This is a genomic window from Anaerovibrio slackiae (assembly GCF_009695585.1).
Lineage (GTDB): Bacteria > Bacillota > Negativicutes > Selenomonadales > Selenomonadaceae > Anaerovibrio > Anaerovibrio slackiae.
Genome location: NZ_VUNR01000028.1, coordinates 1 through 15,158, shown reverse-complemented (window position 1 = coordinate 15,158; position 15,158 = coordinate 1). Strand labels below are relative to the sequence as shown.

Sequence of the window (15,158 nt, the reverse complement as noted above, 5' to 3'; positions counted from 1 at the left end):
GCGTACATTCACCTATGCCTATTGATATAAATTACAATATTAGGTACAATTTCTTTCTGTAAACTTCCCAGACAAATACAACCCAAAGATTAACATCAAAAAATTATCAAAAAAATGACCTTCGCTCAACATTCCACGGGCTATAAAGCAACTAGCAAGTACCAAAAAACATTGCTTATTAAAATAAGTACTGTTTTGCAACACATCGTAAAACACATAGAGCAAAAAAATAAGGAAAATTACAAACACAGGAATACCATAATTTCCCATTACCTCCAAAAAGATATTATGAGCATAACTTGTCTTCCAATGAAGATATCCTATATAGTTCCCCAAAAAAGGATGCTCCGCCACAGCATCTAAAACATATATGTAAATATCATCTCTGCCAGAAGAAAAGTTTTCCTCTCCACCATAAAACAATGACATATATTTACTAATAGAATAAGGTGTAGCACCTTCAAAAAATATAAAAAGATTATAAAATATGTCATCCAAGTAATAATATACAACAGATGGTATAGACACTAAAGCCGCAAAAATTGATATCTTGCACGCCAGAGACTTTCTTGATGACCACAATATTACCAACGTAATTATCAGAATCACATGCCCCAATATAGCACCGCGGTTACCATAAAAACACATCAATACCACTGAAGGAACATATACAATGGCATCTATAAGCCTTGATTTTAATCCTTGCGTAAATATTCCATAAAATAAAACATTGACCGCAGGCATAAGCGTATACCCAAAACTCATATACCATCCCTGTTTCATGCTATAATAAAGAAATAGGCTTTCGTTACTTACTATCATGCATGCCTCAAAACATACTATCATTGCTAATAAACGAAACACCCTAAACAATCTTTTTAATGAAAAATCTTGCGTACTTAAATAACAAATCAGGCATCCTTCCACTAAATAACGTATAGCAGAAACAGTTTCATCATCTAACAAGCCTTCCGAATCCATAAAAAACTTTAGCAAGATTATTCCTAAATATACAATAAAAAATATTAATATCTTTTTTGTAAATTTTATTCCGTTAATAAGCAAGGATAATAAACATATAATGCTTATCAGAATAAATCTGAGATGGTTTTCCTCTCCAGCTGACACATATATAAATAATCCCTGAGAAAAGAAAAAAAGTGCTAAAATCCAAGCATTACATCTGGATACGTCTATATTGAGCATTATATAACTTCCTCATATTCATCATAATACTATTTCTTATACCTAAAATATCTTCATAATCACTATCACAACATTAACGATTTTCTGCCATCTCATCCAACGCATCCACAATCTTCTCAGCCGCATGTCCATCACCAAATGGCAGATAATCACTCTCCACCACCTGCTCCAATGCCAGCTTTGCCAATATATCCTCAGCATCAGGCGAAGCCAGATTGTTCCTATTGCCTGCCATAGTCTCCGGCCAGACAACAAATGGCAGTATCGTTACACATTTCTTGCCTGCAAAAAATGCCTCACGCTGCAAGCCGCCGGAATCAGTAACAATTTTCTTGGCATTGAGTACCATGCAGGCACTCTCCAGATATCCTACCGGCTCTGCCAAAACAATGTTTTTCAGCTGCATTTCAGCAGCTAATCTTTTGGCTCTTTCCTGATTGCGCGGATGGACAGGATAAACAACAGGTGCATCCAGCTGCTCCATGGCCTTGAAAATTTCCTGCAAATCTGCATCACGGCCGGTATTTTCTTCCCTATGGCATGTCAAATAATAAAACGCATCAGGTATGCTACTCTCACCGCCTGACAGAAGCCTCAAGGAAATATCACCAGGCTTATATTTCCGGCTATATATAACAAAAGCGTCATACATGGGATCACCCACCAGCACGGCACGTTCCCCAAGGTTTTCCTTCTCCATTTCCTCCATGCCACTGGCAGTGCTTGCCAACAGCAGGCTGGAAATATGGTCTGTGCAAATCCTGTTCAATTCTTCTGGATTGGTACAGCTATGTGTCCTGGCACCTGCTTCCACATGGCACACAGGTATATGCAGCTTGGCTGCTGCAAGAGCTGCCGCCAAGGTAGAATTTGTATCGCCATAAACCAGCAGGCAATCAGGCTTTTCAGCCAGCAAAACCTTTTCAATGGCCATCATCATTCTGCCTGTCATCTCAGCATGAGTACCGCCGGAAATACCAAGATTGTAGTCAGGCTTGGGAATATCCAGCTCCTCAAAAAACTTTTCGCTCATGTTGTAATCAAAATGCTGCCCTGTATGAACCAAAATCTCCTGATGCTTCCGGCGCAGGACATGAGATACCACCGCCGCCTTGATAAATTGCGGCCTTGCACCAACTACAGTAACAACCTTCATATCTGCCTTACTCCTCACTACCCACCACTACTATCCACTACCCACTACTCCCCACTACTACCCACTATCCGCTATTGCATGAAAAAATACTTAATTATCAATCAAAACGCCCTGCAAAATCCACCGAAGCTACATCCGAAAGCGGCAAATTAACCGCTTTGCCCTCTGCTGCTGACTTGTAAATCGCCAGCACCATTTCCAGTGCATCGCGCCCAGCCTTGGCATCTACATAAGGCTGACGATCCTGCTCAATGGCCTCGACCACATCCGCAAAAAGGCTGGTATGCCCGTTGCCATATACATTGCTGGCAGCTTCCTCCAAGCCCTTATTTTCCTTGTCCGCATCAGTTTCATCAGCAAAATCCCATACATCAATATTGTTGGTGGACTTGCCTCCCAGTTTTACAGTGCCAAACTCGCCAAATACATACAGAGTTTCTTCCAGATTTTGCGGATAAACATTGGTAGTTCCTTCGATAGTAGCCACAGCACCATTTTTGAAGGTCACCACCGCCATGCCCAAATCCTCAGCCTCCAGATAGTTGTGCAGCTGACGGCGCGTCTGCCCATACACGGACACGACCTCGCTGCCCATCATCCAGCGGAGCAAATCAATGCCGTGAATGCACTGATTCATCAAGGCACCACCATCCTGCGCCCATGTGCCGCGCCACGGTGCCTGGGTATAATAATCCTTGTTGCGGTTCCAGCGCACATGGATGCTGCCGTGAGACAGCTTACCGAACCTGCCTGACTCCACCGCTTTTCGTAGTTTCTGCACAGCAATATTAAACCTGTTCTGATGACATGCAGAAACCTTCACATGCTGCGCTTCCGCCCTGCGGATAATCTCCTCTGCATCAGTCATGCTCATTGCCATAGGCTTTTCAATAATCAGATTAATATTATGGTCAATGCAGTACAAAGCAATCTCCGCATGAAGCCCGCTTTCCGTAGCAATGCTTATCAGCTGGATTTCCGGATGCTCCTCTACCATCTGCTTATAATCCGTATAGCGAAGAATAGCTTCATTATTTTCCAGACCGTGCTTTGCCAAAAGTGCTTCCATTTTTTCCGGCAGCACATCACAGACAGCTACCAGCTCCAGCTTATTGTTCAGAACAGCTTTAATATGATTGGTGGCAATCCTGCCACAGCCGATTAATGCATATTTCATAATTTACAAGACCTCTACATTCCCACGCTTGGTAACATTCTTCATCACATTTTTTGTATCAAAAATAGCCTTGGCATGCTCCTGCACAAACTCATAATCCACGTTGCTGTGAGCTGTGGTAATAACCACAATGTCAGCAGTTTCAATATCGTCTGCATTAAGCTCAGGCAACCCCTGATGCATCTCGCCCTTGTATTTGTACTTTGCCACCCACGGATCAAAATAAGATACCAGGGCACCGCGCTTTTTAAACTCCTCAATCACCCGCAATGCCGGACTCTCCCGATAATCATCAATATCCTGCTTATATGCAACACCGAGAATCAAGACCTTGGCACCATTAATCGCCTTTTTATGCCGGTTCAGCACTGCTCCGCAGCGGTCAACAGTGTATTCAGGCATCCTGTCATTAATCATGCCGGAGGACTCAATCATAGATGTATGGAAGCTGTATTCCCTTGCCTTCCAGGACAAATAATACGGGTCCAGCGGAATGCAATGGCCTCCCAGCCCCGGTCCAGGATAAAACGCCTGAAAGCCATACGGCTTTGTCTTGGCAGCATCCACAACCTCCCACATGCTGATGCCCATCTTATGGCAGAGCATGGTCATCTCATTGACGAGGCCGATATTGACATTGCGATATGTATTCTCAAGGATTTTTTCCATCTCGGCCACAGCCGGTGAAGATACCTCATGAATATCACTCTGTAAAATGTGACGATACATATAGGCAATTACCTCGGTAGCATCCTTACCTATACCGCCTACAACCTTCGGTGTATTTTTCGTCTTGTAAATCAGATTGCCTGGGTCAACCCTCTCAGGGGAAAAGCCCAGATAAAAATCCTCACCGCATTTCAGCCCGGAGCCGTCCTCCAAAATCGGCTTCAGAAGCTCCTCCGTAGTTCCCGGATATGTGGTGGATTCCAGCACCACAATAGTGTCTTTAGTCAGATACTTAGCAATCGCCCTGGCACTATCCCGTACATAGCTGATATCCGGCTGCTGATGCTCATCCAGCGGTGTCGGCACGCAGATAGCAATAAAATCCACATCCTTTACAAAGGAAAAATCCGATGTGGCAGACAACCTGCCATCCTTGACCAGCTGCAGCAAATCATTGTCCACTACATCACCGATATAGTTATGACCTTCGTTCACCATGGCCACCTTTTCAGCCTGCACATCAAAGCCAATTGTCCTGTACCCGGCTTTTGCCTTTTCTACTGCCAGTGGCAAGCCCACATAGCCAAGTCCTACAACACCGCAGGTTATTTCATAGCTTTCAATCTTTTTCTTCAATGCATCCTTATTCATCATTTAGCTCCTTTGTCTTACCTGATGTATGATATGAATTTCTCCGCCAATACACGGTAATCATGATTTTGGGTTACATACCTATAGCCGTTTTTACCCAGCTCAGCCAATTTTTCCAGTGGCATAGCAGCCATTTTATCAATTGCTTCTGCAACTTTATTTTCATCTCCTGCTGGCACAGAAATACCGCAAGCGGCTTCGCGTACAATATCATTACCGGCGTCAATGGACTGAATGATAGCTTTTTTAGCCAGCATATAGTCCATAATTTTGTTAGGGCTTATACCAAATCTGTATAAATCTCTAGATAACCATCCTATATAAGCAACATCAGCTTTTTCCAAATATAATGGCACCTCATGCTTGGGAACTCGTGGAAAAAAGCTTACATTTTTTAAGCCCCAATTCGTGGCCTTTTCTTGTAACGCCTCCTTTTCCGGCCCATCTCCCAGCAAGACGATTTTTGTTCTTGACTGTACATATTTCGCTGCTGACAAAAGCACATCCAAGGCATTTGCTTTGCCATGACTGCCTGCAAAGATGACAATCCTGTAGTTATCCCTGCGCCAGTTATCCATTTGCCGCAAGCATTCCTCGGAACTCTCACTAGCAGCCTGCACCTTGCTTTTATTTTCAGCTATCACAACGCCATTTGGCACGCAGAAAAATTTTCCCTTGGCAAGCCCATGCTCCAAATAATGTTCCTCTGCCTTGGGCAAAAGTGATATTATTTTATCCACATGCCTGCAAGCATAATCCTCTGCTGTCTGCATAATCCTGATAAACGGATGCTGAGCAGACATTTTACCTATTTCCATGGGACTAAGCGGCCAGATATCATGTACTTCATATACAAGCTTTGCTTTATACTTAGCCGCGATTAATTTTTCTGGGAAAATCTCCAAAGGATATGTGGAAGAAGCAATCACCACATCTGGAACAAAATCAGATAATATGTAGTTTTGTCTAATGAATAGCTGCAAAACAAACAGCCCCATATTTAATATACGGCCTATCCCATTTCCTTTATAGGAATTGGTTGGAAGCCATACATAGTGTATACCATCTACAATTTCTTCTCTGCAAGCTGGCTGCTTATTTCTCAAATGAGAAAAGCTCGCTCCCACTATGGTTACATTGTGTCCCAGCTTCACCCATTCCCTCGCCAAATAATAGGGACGATATTCCATCCCATATTTGTCAGAACCTGCATAGTGATTTATCAATAATATGTTCATCTTTATCTCCTGGAAATCTCACAATATTGTTCTAATAACTTATTGGCGATACTCTGTTTTTTAGCATATACATAAGGTTTAATTTTACCTGTTCTCAGCAGGTAATCACCATAATCCTCTGCCGTCTCCATACCATCAGTATTAATATCATCCTGACGAGCAACCTTAAACACGGTGCGATATATAATCCTCATATCCTCAAAAAAAGAAATATTTTTTATATACTGCAAATCGTATTTAAATTTGTCTTCCCAGCTGATGTTATTTCTGCCGTTTATCTGTGCCAAGCCGGTAAGCCCCGGCAAAACACTCTGCCTCTGCATTTCCGCATCAGAAAAAAATACCATATCCCTGACCAGCTGAGGCCTAGGACCTACAACACTCATATCTCCCTTAAAAATATTTATAAGTTCAGGCAATTCATCCAGTGAAGATTCTCTTAACCTTTTCCCGAACGCTGTCAAACGTTCGTCATCCGGCAGTAATTTACCATTTGAATCACGTTCATCAGTCATGGAACGAAACTTATACATCTTGAAAAGCTTATTATCCTTGCCCGGTCTGACCTGGGTAAATAACACCGGCGAACCGAGCCTTTTCTTTACCAGACAAGCAATGTACAACAAAATGGGTGACAAAAATATCAATGCCAAGCCTGAGGATAAAACATCAAAAACTCTTTTTAAAAAGTATTGATACATACTAAATATCTCATTTCTTTATAATTCTGCACGGAATGCCAACTGCCACACTTCCAGATGGCACATCTAAATTAACCAATGCACAAGAACCTACAACAGCATTTTTGCCAATAATCGTTTTTGCCCCCCCCCGAATTTGTGTTTTGTTATTATTATAGCACGCATACCTATATACGCATTATCCTCAATAACAATAGGGAAATGACCTTGATTTTTACCATGACAGGCAAAATATACACCATAACTTATAACCACATTATTACCTATTTCAATTAAGTCATAGCACATATCATCTAAATAGCATTTCATGCCAATAAAAGTGTTCTTGCCTATTTTGAAACCACACAAGCGATATATAGACACCCTAAGATTATTAAATGGACAATTAGGTGCAATTACTTGAACCACAAACTTTCTAATTGGTTTCATCAATATTGTTACTAATGAATATGAATAATAATATGGTGCCTTTTTGCCAGTATATTTTTCATACATATATTTTAAAATTTTCATAAACTATTCATTCCCAGCATCACTCAAAGCAACTGCGTATGATCTCAATAATCCTATCCTGATCTGCCACGCTCATCTTATTGTCACTAGGCAGGCACAAGCCTCTGTTGAATATATCCATCCCCACATCAAGTGGCTTGCCATCCTTGCCAAGAACACCGCCACTGATATAGGCATTAGTCTTCCCTCTGCCACTCCCCTCACGGGTGATAAATTCATTCATGCGGAATTTTGGCTGCATGTGCATAGGCTTCCAGATAGGACGCCCTTCCACGTTATACCTTGCCAATGTCTCCAATATTTCCGTAGGGCAGCTTTTGCCATGTTCCTTGATGTATAACGGCTCATTCTCTCCCCTTACCTGCCTGCACATAGCAGCTTCATCAATGATCAGGCAGCTAAGCCAGAAATTTGGTTCACATACCTCCGCATTATAAGGATTCATCTGCACCGGTAAACCTGAAAAACCATCTCTATACCTCTCATAAATAGCCTTTTTTAGAGTGATATGCTCATCTAGATATTCCATCTGGCCACGCACCACACCGGCAATTACATTGCTCATGCGATAGTTATAACCAACTTCCTCATGCTGATACCATGGAGCTGCTTCCCGGGACTGGGTTGACCACTTACGCACCTTCTCCGCTGCTTCCCTGCTGTCAGTCAACAGCATACCGCCTGATGAGCCGGTAATAATCTTATTGCCATTGAAGGATACAATATTAAAACTGCCAAATGTACCCGCCTGCTTCCCCTTATAGGTGGCTCCCATAGCCTCTGCAGCATCCTCAATAATAATGGCCTGATGCCTGTTACAGATTTCCCTGATTTCGTCCATTTGGGCAGGTGTGCCATAAAGATGTGCCAGTACCACCAGCCTTACATCTGGATGCAATTCAAAAGCCTTTTCCAGAGCGACAGCATCCATATTCCATGTGTCATATTCCGTATCAATAAAAACAGGAACACCGCCTTCATACAGCACAGGATTGACAGTGGCTGCAAAAGTCATATCAGAGCAAAATACCTTTTCACCCGACTTTATACCTGCCAGCTTCACTGCCATGTGTATAGCAGCAGTACCGGCAGACAAAGCAACCGCATACTTACAGCCAAGCGCTTCACAGACCATCCTCTCTACTTCGTTGATATTCTCACCCACAGTAGACATCCAGTTTGTCTCATAGGCTTTCCTGATATACTCCAGCTCCGGGCCGTGCATAGTCGGGCTACTGAGCCATATTTTGTTTGCAAAAGGTGTACATTCATGTTGTTCTTCAATATACATAAACTTTATCTCCCATATTGAGCACTAATCATTTCTATCCCATATAGTGCATCAATCAACTATCCTCCAGCTGCTTACTCTTATAAGTAGGTATCATTCGCTTGATAGTCTTTAAAATCGTCAATGTGTCACGGCTTTCAGCCAAAATCCTCAAATCCCTGCTCAGCTCTTTAGCATCCAGCGGATTTATCCTGGCCTTGAAAATCTTCTCATGCCTGGTACTAGTGGTTCCTTCCTCGCTGGTCAGCAGCTCCTCGTAGAGCTTCTCCCCGGGACGAAGACCTGTATAGACCAGCTTGATATCCTTGTCAGGCTTCAGGCCATGCAGCTGAATTAAATCATATGCCATGTCCTTTATCTTCACCGGCTTGCCCATGTCAAATAGGAACACCTCGCCCCCCTCTGCCTGGCTGCCAGCCTGCAGTACCAGCTGCACCGCCTCAGGAATCGTCATAAAGAAGCGTGTCATCTCAGGATGGGTGATGGTCACAGGCCCCCCTGCCGCAATCTGCCTTTCAAAGAGCGGCACCACACTGCCCCGGCTCCCCAGCACATTGCCAAAGCGCACAGTCACAAACTTCGTGCTGCTGTGCTGGTTGATCTCCTGCAGCACCAGCTCCGCACAGCGTTTGGTAGCCCCCATGACGCTGGTAGGGTTTACTGCCTTGTCAGTGGAAATCAGCACAAAAATCTCACTGCTGAACCTGTCTGCCAGCTCAGCCACATTCCTGGTGCCAAAAACATTGTTGCGCACTGCCTCGGCAGGCTGAATCTCCATCAGGGGCACATGCTTGTGGGCAGCTGCATGGAACACCACCTGAGGCTGGTACCTGGCAAAGACTTCCTCCATGCGCTGTGCATCAGTAATATTGGCGATTACTGTCCTATAAAGCTGGTCAGGAAACTTCACCTTCAGCTCCTGATAAATCTCATAAATACTGTTCTCGCCACGGCCCAGCAGGATAATCTCCTTAGCTCCTACACGGCTTATCTGCCGGGAGATTTCCGAACCGATGGAGCCACCGGCCCCGGTTATCAGCACGGTTTTTCCTGCAATATAGCTGGTAATCTTTTCAAAATCCAAATGAATAGGATCCCGCCGCAACAGGTCTTCAATATTTATATTTCTCAGCTTCCTGACATTGATGTGTTCATCTGTCATCTCCAGAAGACTTGGCATGATCTTCACCTGACAGCCAGTCAGTCGGCAGGTATCGGCTAACTTGCGGATAACACTGCCCGATACGGACGGCATGGCAATGATGATCTCATCAACGCACTTTTCCTTGCTGACAGCCACTATATCATCACTCGTCCCCAGCACTGGAAAACCTGACAGGCGGCTCCCCTGCTTGCGCATATCATCATCAATAAAACCGACAATATTCATAGTGGCGGCATCATTCTGCTCAATTTCACGCATCATCATAGCACCAGCATCACCGGCTCCCACTATCAGCACCTGCTTCTTCTGAATACCGCCATCCAAGCCATCTGAGAGATTATCCCAGTTGATTTTGAAGGCCAGACGGCTCATGCCCACACTGCCGATAGACAGCATCCAGGACAGGACATAAATACTCCGGGGAATCCTCGTGCCGGTGAAAATATCCAGCACAAAGACAATGGCAACGGATAGGGATACTGCTCCGATAATCGCCACCAAATCCCGCACCCTGGCATAATGCCAAATGCGATGATACATGCCATAGGCATAAAACACCACCATGCTGATCGCCACGAACCAGGGCAGCCACCCCAGCAGAATTGCCAATTCCCTGTCCGGCAATGCGCCCTCAAAACGTATCATCAGCGCAAGCACCGGCATCAGGGCAAGCAACGCCCCGTCCAGCAACAGAAATCTCATTTTTTCTCTCAACGTATAAATTAAAGGCAATCTCTCCACCCGTTTTCTCTAAAATAATCTAACCAGTAATCTCTATCACCACACATCAGCTAAAACCTGTACCAGGCATTATCCTCCAGCTCCACACGCTTTGCCAGCACAGCCGACTGCTGCAGGAGGCATCCCAGCATCTCAATATCCTCCTTCACCACAGGCAGCTCGGACTTGCCTTCATCCACCTTTATGCTGTGCAGCCGCTCCATAATATCCCGCAGCTGCCTGTAAATCTGGCGGTCCTGATTGCCTGCCATATCCCTGCCCAGCAAATAATCAAGACTCACATCATAAAAATCTGCAAAATCTATCAGCGCCCCCAGCTCCGGCATCCTTTTCCCATGCTCTATCATGGATATAGCCGCCGATGTATAGTTCCTGTTATACCTTTCATTGTAAATCTTTCTAAAGGCTTCCTGGGTATATCCTTTCTGCAAGCGCAGCTCCCTAAATCTCGTCATGATCTATCCCCACGCTCCTGTTAATCTAAATTTCCCTTGTTAACAACCCTGTCAGTCCTAAACCAATTCTCTTACCCTTCCCTCTTGTACAGCACAAGGCTATACCCAAGGGAAATCATGCAGCCAATCACAAAGCCGATAGCTGCAATCAGCTTTTTCCTAGGGCCGGATGGCTTATCCTCCCTCGGCATAGAGGCAGGATCCACCACCTGGATATCCATGGATTCCACGGCCTGCTGGATTTTGGCTGACTCAGCCTGCTTGACCAGCTCCGCGTGAACCTGCTGCTTGATTTCCGCATCCCTTGCCAGCTTCATGTATCCCAGGGAATCATCAGCCAGCTTTTCCATATCGCTGTCCACCTTCGACTGCTGCTCCCTGACAGCAGCTTCCGCTGCCTGTGCCACAGCCATGGCAGTAGCTGCCTGATAACGTTCAGCAACCAGGCTGCCCTGGGTACTGCTTACCGGCACAATTTCTGCGGCAACTGCTGCTGCCACCTCATCTGCCACATTCTGCTGCATGGACTGCAGCTCCTTCTTTGCATTGATGACATCAGGGTGCTCCTCTGTGTAGAGCTGACGGAGCTTCACCAGCTCCACTTCCTTGGCTACAATCTTATTTCTGAGAGCTGTTACCACATCGTTATCCGCCATGCTGTACTTCACAGCGTTGGCATTCTGCTCCCCCAGCTGGCTGCTGACACTGGCAAACCGGGCACCGGCTGACTGCCTCTGTACTGCCAACTCACCCATGGTCTTGTCATAGGCAGCCATGCGCTCCATCATGGCCTTGGTCTGCTCATCAGGAACATAGACCTTGTGCTCCTTGCTATAGTCCTCAAGCTTCTGTGCCGCCTCATCAGCTTCCTTCTGGGCCACATCGCTGCGCTCGTTCAGAAACTTCACCATCAGTGACTGGCTCTGGTAGTTCATATCCGTCATCAGCTTCAGAAAGTTGTCCACTACCCCCTGGGCTATCTCATGGGCTTCCTCCGGGGTACGCCCCTTGGCATCCAGCTGGATGAGATTGGTTCCCTTGGTATTCTTTATATCCAGGTTAGACTTGGCAAAATTCTCCACTGTAGGCTGTTCATCAGCATCCATATCATCATAGACACTGGCAATAATCGGCTCCAGTACAGTACGGGTTTTCATGATTTCTATGTACTCCCCGGCCTTGCCGGTAGCCGCACCTGTCATAGCCGCCAATGCCGCTGCACCGGAGCTGATGGCAGACTTGCTGCTGCCTGTCTGCACCATGACACTTGATGTATATGTCTTCGGCAGGAGCAGCGAAATGACTATCGCCAGCACGGTGCACACAACCACGATGCCCCCTGTCACCTTCTTATTAGCAACGATGATGGACAGCAGTCTGCCCAAATCTATGGTATCTTCTTCCCTGTTCATAAAATCTCCTTAAGCTTCCTGAAATCTAAAATCTCGTTATGTCCTAACCAGTAAAATCCTAATAAAATCCTCATCAAATCCCAAGCCTATTCCAATACAAACCTTTCAAGGCAAGCCAGCTACAATAAAGGTATAACGGTGCATAAAACGCTGTCCCGGCCTTTCTTAATCCCTGACAATGGTCCGATAGGTAGCATAGAGATTGATATAAGGCGCAATATCCTCGCTGAATATTATCTTGCCGGAATCTGGTACATAAACAATATCCCCATCCTCAAGGGCAATATTCTGACTCATATCATGCTTCTTCACAAAAGCATCAAGGTTTATTTCCCGGTAGTACAGTACGCCATCAATCTGCCGTATCAGCTGAACATGCTTGGAACGCCCCTTCCTATCAACACCGCCGGCAGCAGAAACAGCCGCATAGACATTCATATTGTCCACGCCCATTTCCTTGATTCCCGGTGCATTGACATTGCCCATGACATATACCTTCCGGGGACCATAGCTTTTCATGTAGACGTTCAACTCCGGCAGCTTGAAATATCTGCTGAGCTTCTCATGTATCAAATCCCTTGCTTCATCCAAAGTTAGCCCTACCAGCTTGAGATTACCGGTATAAGGCAATCTGACCATACCATCCACGCCCACAGTCACATCATTAACGCCGATGCCATTTGGAAAACCTATGGCCATGATGTTGATGGTGTCGTACTTCATCAGCCTGTATTCCTCCAGCATCCTTTCAGGGCGCATCCTTGCCACCTTGAAAATGCTCTCATCCAGCGACTCCACTGCATTTTCCACCTTGGCACTGGCCCTCGGCATGGCATCCGCCAGCACGATGCAGCCCAGATTTATCCCCAGCAATATACCTGCCGTCAAAGCAGCGATTTTCTTCATGTTCAAAACCCACTTTCTATAAGCTATTCACCAATATCCTTTTGGCAGTATAAATTTTACGTTATCATCTTCGCATTGCTATTTTCACAGTTCTGACCTGCGCCATCCAGCTGGATGATGCTAGCTTCTCCTGAAAATAAAAATTTATGCTCCAACAGATAAAGTTTTGTTATTTTGATAACTATCTTGTCCATTATAGTATCACAAACGCCCCCCCCCGCAAGACATTTAACCCCAAAAAATTAAAATTTTTCGGGGGCCCTCATGTCTTGCGGAAGTTACCATTTGCTCTATTCGCTCTAAATCGTTAAAGAATCTCCTAAAACCCGAAACACAGCTCATGCCGGGTACGTATATGCATTTTCCCTGCCGGTTATAGTACGCCATTATATATAAATATATATATTTATATTGATATATTAATTTATATAAATATTGTCAGCTATTCTTGAAAACTTTTTTCGCAAATTTTATCGAATTGGCATATTTTTTAGTTTTTGCTCTTTACTTTTTTGCCAATACGCTGTAAAATGCAATCTGTTGCTGTTATGAAAAATATTCGCAAAATTGAGGAGGTTTAAATAGGCATTGAACAAAATTTCATATTTCGGCAGTATTTTAACGTTTTTCGGGTATTGATTGACGTCAATTCCGTAAAAACAGGCACAATCCAGCCCCTTTACAACCTGATTGAGCTGGATTGGCAAAGCAAAAGTAAAAAACTAAAAGACATTAAAAACAAAGATTGAGAGGGATTTTATGAAGGCCACACCCGATGATTTACTGAACGCTATCAGGGATCTGGGACAGGGGGAGCTGGCGGAGCACCATATTCTCCGCCACATGGGCATTTCCCACGGGCAGTTCTGCCAGCTGCGGAAGATACTGGTTGAGGCATGCCGCCTGATAGTCACCCACCCCAACCGCAGGGCACATTACCTAATTACGGCTACAACCGCACAGGATACCAAGAGCAATATAAACAATACGAGGGGATGAAAGCATGGACACAAAAAATTGCATTATTAACCACGAAAACTATACCGACAGCAGCTATGACGGACTGTCACAGGATGAGGTGCGCAGGCTGCAGGAAATGGCGCCGGAACTACGGGATGCCCTGCTCCGGCTCCGCAGGAACATCCACAGCCGCCAGCAGGAACGGGAGCAGGAGGCGGAGACCAGGGAGCTGAACAAGCTGCTGGGTGTAAAAACTCCGCATGATGCCGTAGAAGAACGAAATGCCAAAAACCTGCAAGCTGCCATGGCGGAACAGGCACGGCGTGACCGGGAAGCGGTCAAGAAGAAATTCCTGTGCCAGCAGGGGCTCACCGAGGCCGGCATACCAAGATTGTTTCATTCGGCCACCATGGAGAACATCATCCGGCAGGGGCTGCCGGAGGCACTGGAATATCCCCGGATGCGGATATGCAGCTATCTGGAAAATATCGAAAAATGCTGCGACCTTGGCACCGGGCTGATTCTCACCGGCCCCTGCGGCACCCTGAAGACCACCTTTGCCTGCAGCATCATGCTGGAAGCCTTTGCCCACGGCATCGAGGCACGGTTTGAGCTGGTGATGAGCATGCTGGACAGGCTGGTAATGCTGGAAAAGAGCAACAAGGACGAATACTGCCGCACCATGCAGAAGCTGTGCAGCGTGCCTATACTGGTGCTGGATGACCTGGGGGCAGAGGGACACCACGCGGATTTCGTCCGCAGCAAGCTGGAGCAGATTATCTTCCAGCGTCATGCCAACGGCAGAGCCCTCATCATCACCACCAACCTGTCCCCTGCCGGGCTTGCCAAGCTGTACCCGGGCCGCATCATGGAACGGCTCCGGGAACGCTGCCTGGTGCTGGAGCACAACTGCGCCA

At 45.5% G+C, this 15,158-nt stretch carries 14 protein-coding genes; 2 read left to right on the top strand and 12 right to left on the bottom strand.

From position 1 onward, the window contains the following. Positions 1–39: 39 nt before the first annotated feature. The 12 genes from FYJ84_RS11700 to FYJ84_RS11645 form a co-directional block, all read right to left on the bottom strand. Positions 40–1,206: an O-antigen ligase family protein gene (locus FYJ84_RS11700; RefSeq protein ID WP_154407790.1), complete on the bottom strand. Its 1,167-nt coding sequence runs from the start codon at positions 1,204–1,206 to the stop codon at positions 40–42. Positions 1,207–1,279: 73 nt separating this feature from the next. Then, positions 1,280–2,362 (bottom strand): non-hydrolyzing UDP-N-acetylglucosamine 2-epimerase, encoded by a 1,083-nt coding sequence (wecB, locus tag FYJ84_RS11695; RefSeq protein ID WP_154407789.1) that lies wholly within the window; start codon positions 2,360–2,362, stop codon positions 1,280–1,282. Between the two features lie 97 nt (positions 2,363–2,459). Further along, the gene (locus FYJ84_RS11690) at positions 2,460–3,539 is read right to left on the bottom strand and encodes a Gfo/Idh/MocA family protein (protein ID WP_154407788.1); all 1,080 of its coding nucleotides are present in this window, start codon (positions 3,537–3,539) and stop codon (positions 2,460–2,462) included. Positions 3,540–3,542: 3 nt separating this feature from the next. After that, on the bottom strand, positions 3,543–4,859 hold the full coding sequence (locus tag FYJ84_RS11685) for a nucleotide sugar dehydrogenase (RefSeq protein WP_205764231.1): 1,317 nt from the start codon (positions 4,857–4,859) through the stop codon (positions 3,543–3,545). A 17-nt stretch (positions 4,860–4,876) separates the two neighbouring features. Then, on the bottom strand, positions 4,877–6,097 hold the full coding sequence (locus FYJ84_RS11680) for a glycosyltransferase family 4 protein (RefSeq protein WP_154407786.1): 1,221 nt from the start codon (positions 6,095–6,097) through the stop codon (positions 4,877–4,879). Between the two features lie 2 nt (positions 6,098–6,099). Then, positions 6,100–6,798 (bottom strand): sugar transferase, encoded by a 699-nt coding sequence (locus tag FYJ84_RS11675; RefSeq protein ID WP_154407785.1) that lies wholly within the window; start codon positions 6,796–6,798, stop codon positions 6,100–6,102. A gap of 90 nt (positions 6,799–6,888) precedes the next feature. Further along, positions 6,889–7,311: a DapH/DapD/GlmU-related protein gene (locus FYJ84_RS11670; protein ID WP_205764230.1), complete on the bottom strand. Its 423-nt coding sequence runs from the start codon at positions 7,309–7,311 to the stop codon at positions 6,889–6,891. Between the two features lie 19 nt (positions 7,312–7,330). Then, on the bottom strand, positions 7,331–8,602 hold the full coding sequence (locus tag FYJ84_RS11665) for a DegT/DnrJ/EryC1/StrS family aminotransferase (RefSeq protein WP_154407784.1): 1,272 nt from the start codon (positions 8,600–8,602) through the stop codon (positions 7,331–7,333). 55 nt (positions 8,603–8,657) lie between these two features. Next, the gene (locus tag FYJ84_RS11660) at positions 8,658–10,469 is read right to left on the bottom strand and encodes a polysaccharide biosynthesis protein (RefSeq protein ID WP_154407783.1); all 1,812 of its coding nucleotides are present in this window, start codon (positions 10,467–10,469) and stop codon (positions 8,658–8,660) included. Between the two features lie 89 nt (positions 10,470–10,558). Next, positions 10,559–10,963, bottom strand: a complete 405-nt coding sequence (locus FYJ84_RS11655; RefSeq protein ID WP_154407782.1) for a helix-turn-helix domain-containing protein — start codon at positions 10,961–10,963, stop codon at positions 10,559–10,561. 71 nt (positions 10,964–11,034) lie between these two features. Next, positions 11,035–12,375 carry a GumC family protein gene (locus FYJ84_RS11650; protein WP_154407781.1) on the bottom strand — a complete coding sequence of 447 codons (1,341 nt, stop codon included), beginning with the start codon at positions 12,373–12,375 and terminating at the stop codon, positions 11,035–11,037. 165 nt (positions 12,376–12,540) lie between these two features. Beyond that, entirely contained in the window at positions 12,541–13,281 is a 741-nt protein-coding gene (locus FYJ84_RS11645) for a polysaccharide biosynthesis/export family protein (protein ID WP_205764229.1), read from the bottom strand. A 759-nt stretch (positions 13,282–14,040) separates the two neighbouring features. On the opposite strand from FYJ84_RS11645, the gene FYJ84_RS11640 reads away from it, so the two are divergent. Both FYJ84_RS11640 and FYJ84_RS11635 read left to right on the top strand, forming a co-directional pair. Beyond that, entirely contained in the window at positions 14,041–14,280 is a 240-nt protein-coding gene (locus tag FYJ84_RS11640) for a hypothetical protein (RefSeq protein ID WP_154407780.1), read from the top strand. Between the two features lie 4 nt (positions 14,281–14,284). Further along, on the top strand, positions 14,285–15,158 hold an 874-nt coding region (locus tag FYJ84_RS11635; protein WP_154407779.1), incomplete at its 3' end, for an ATP-binding protein.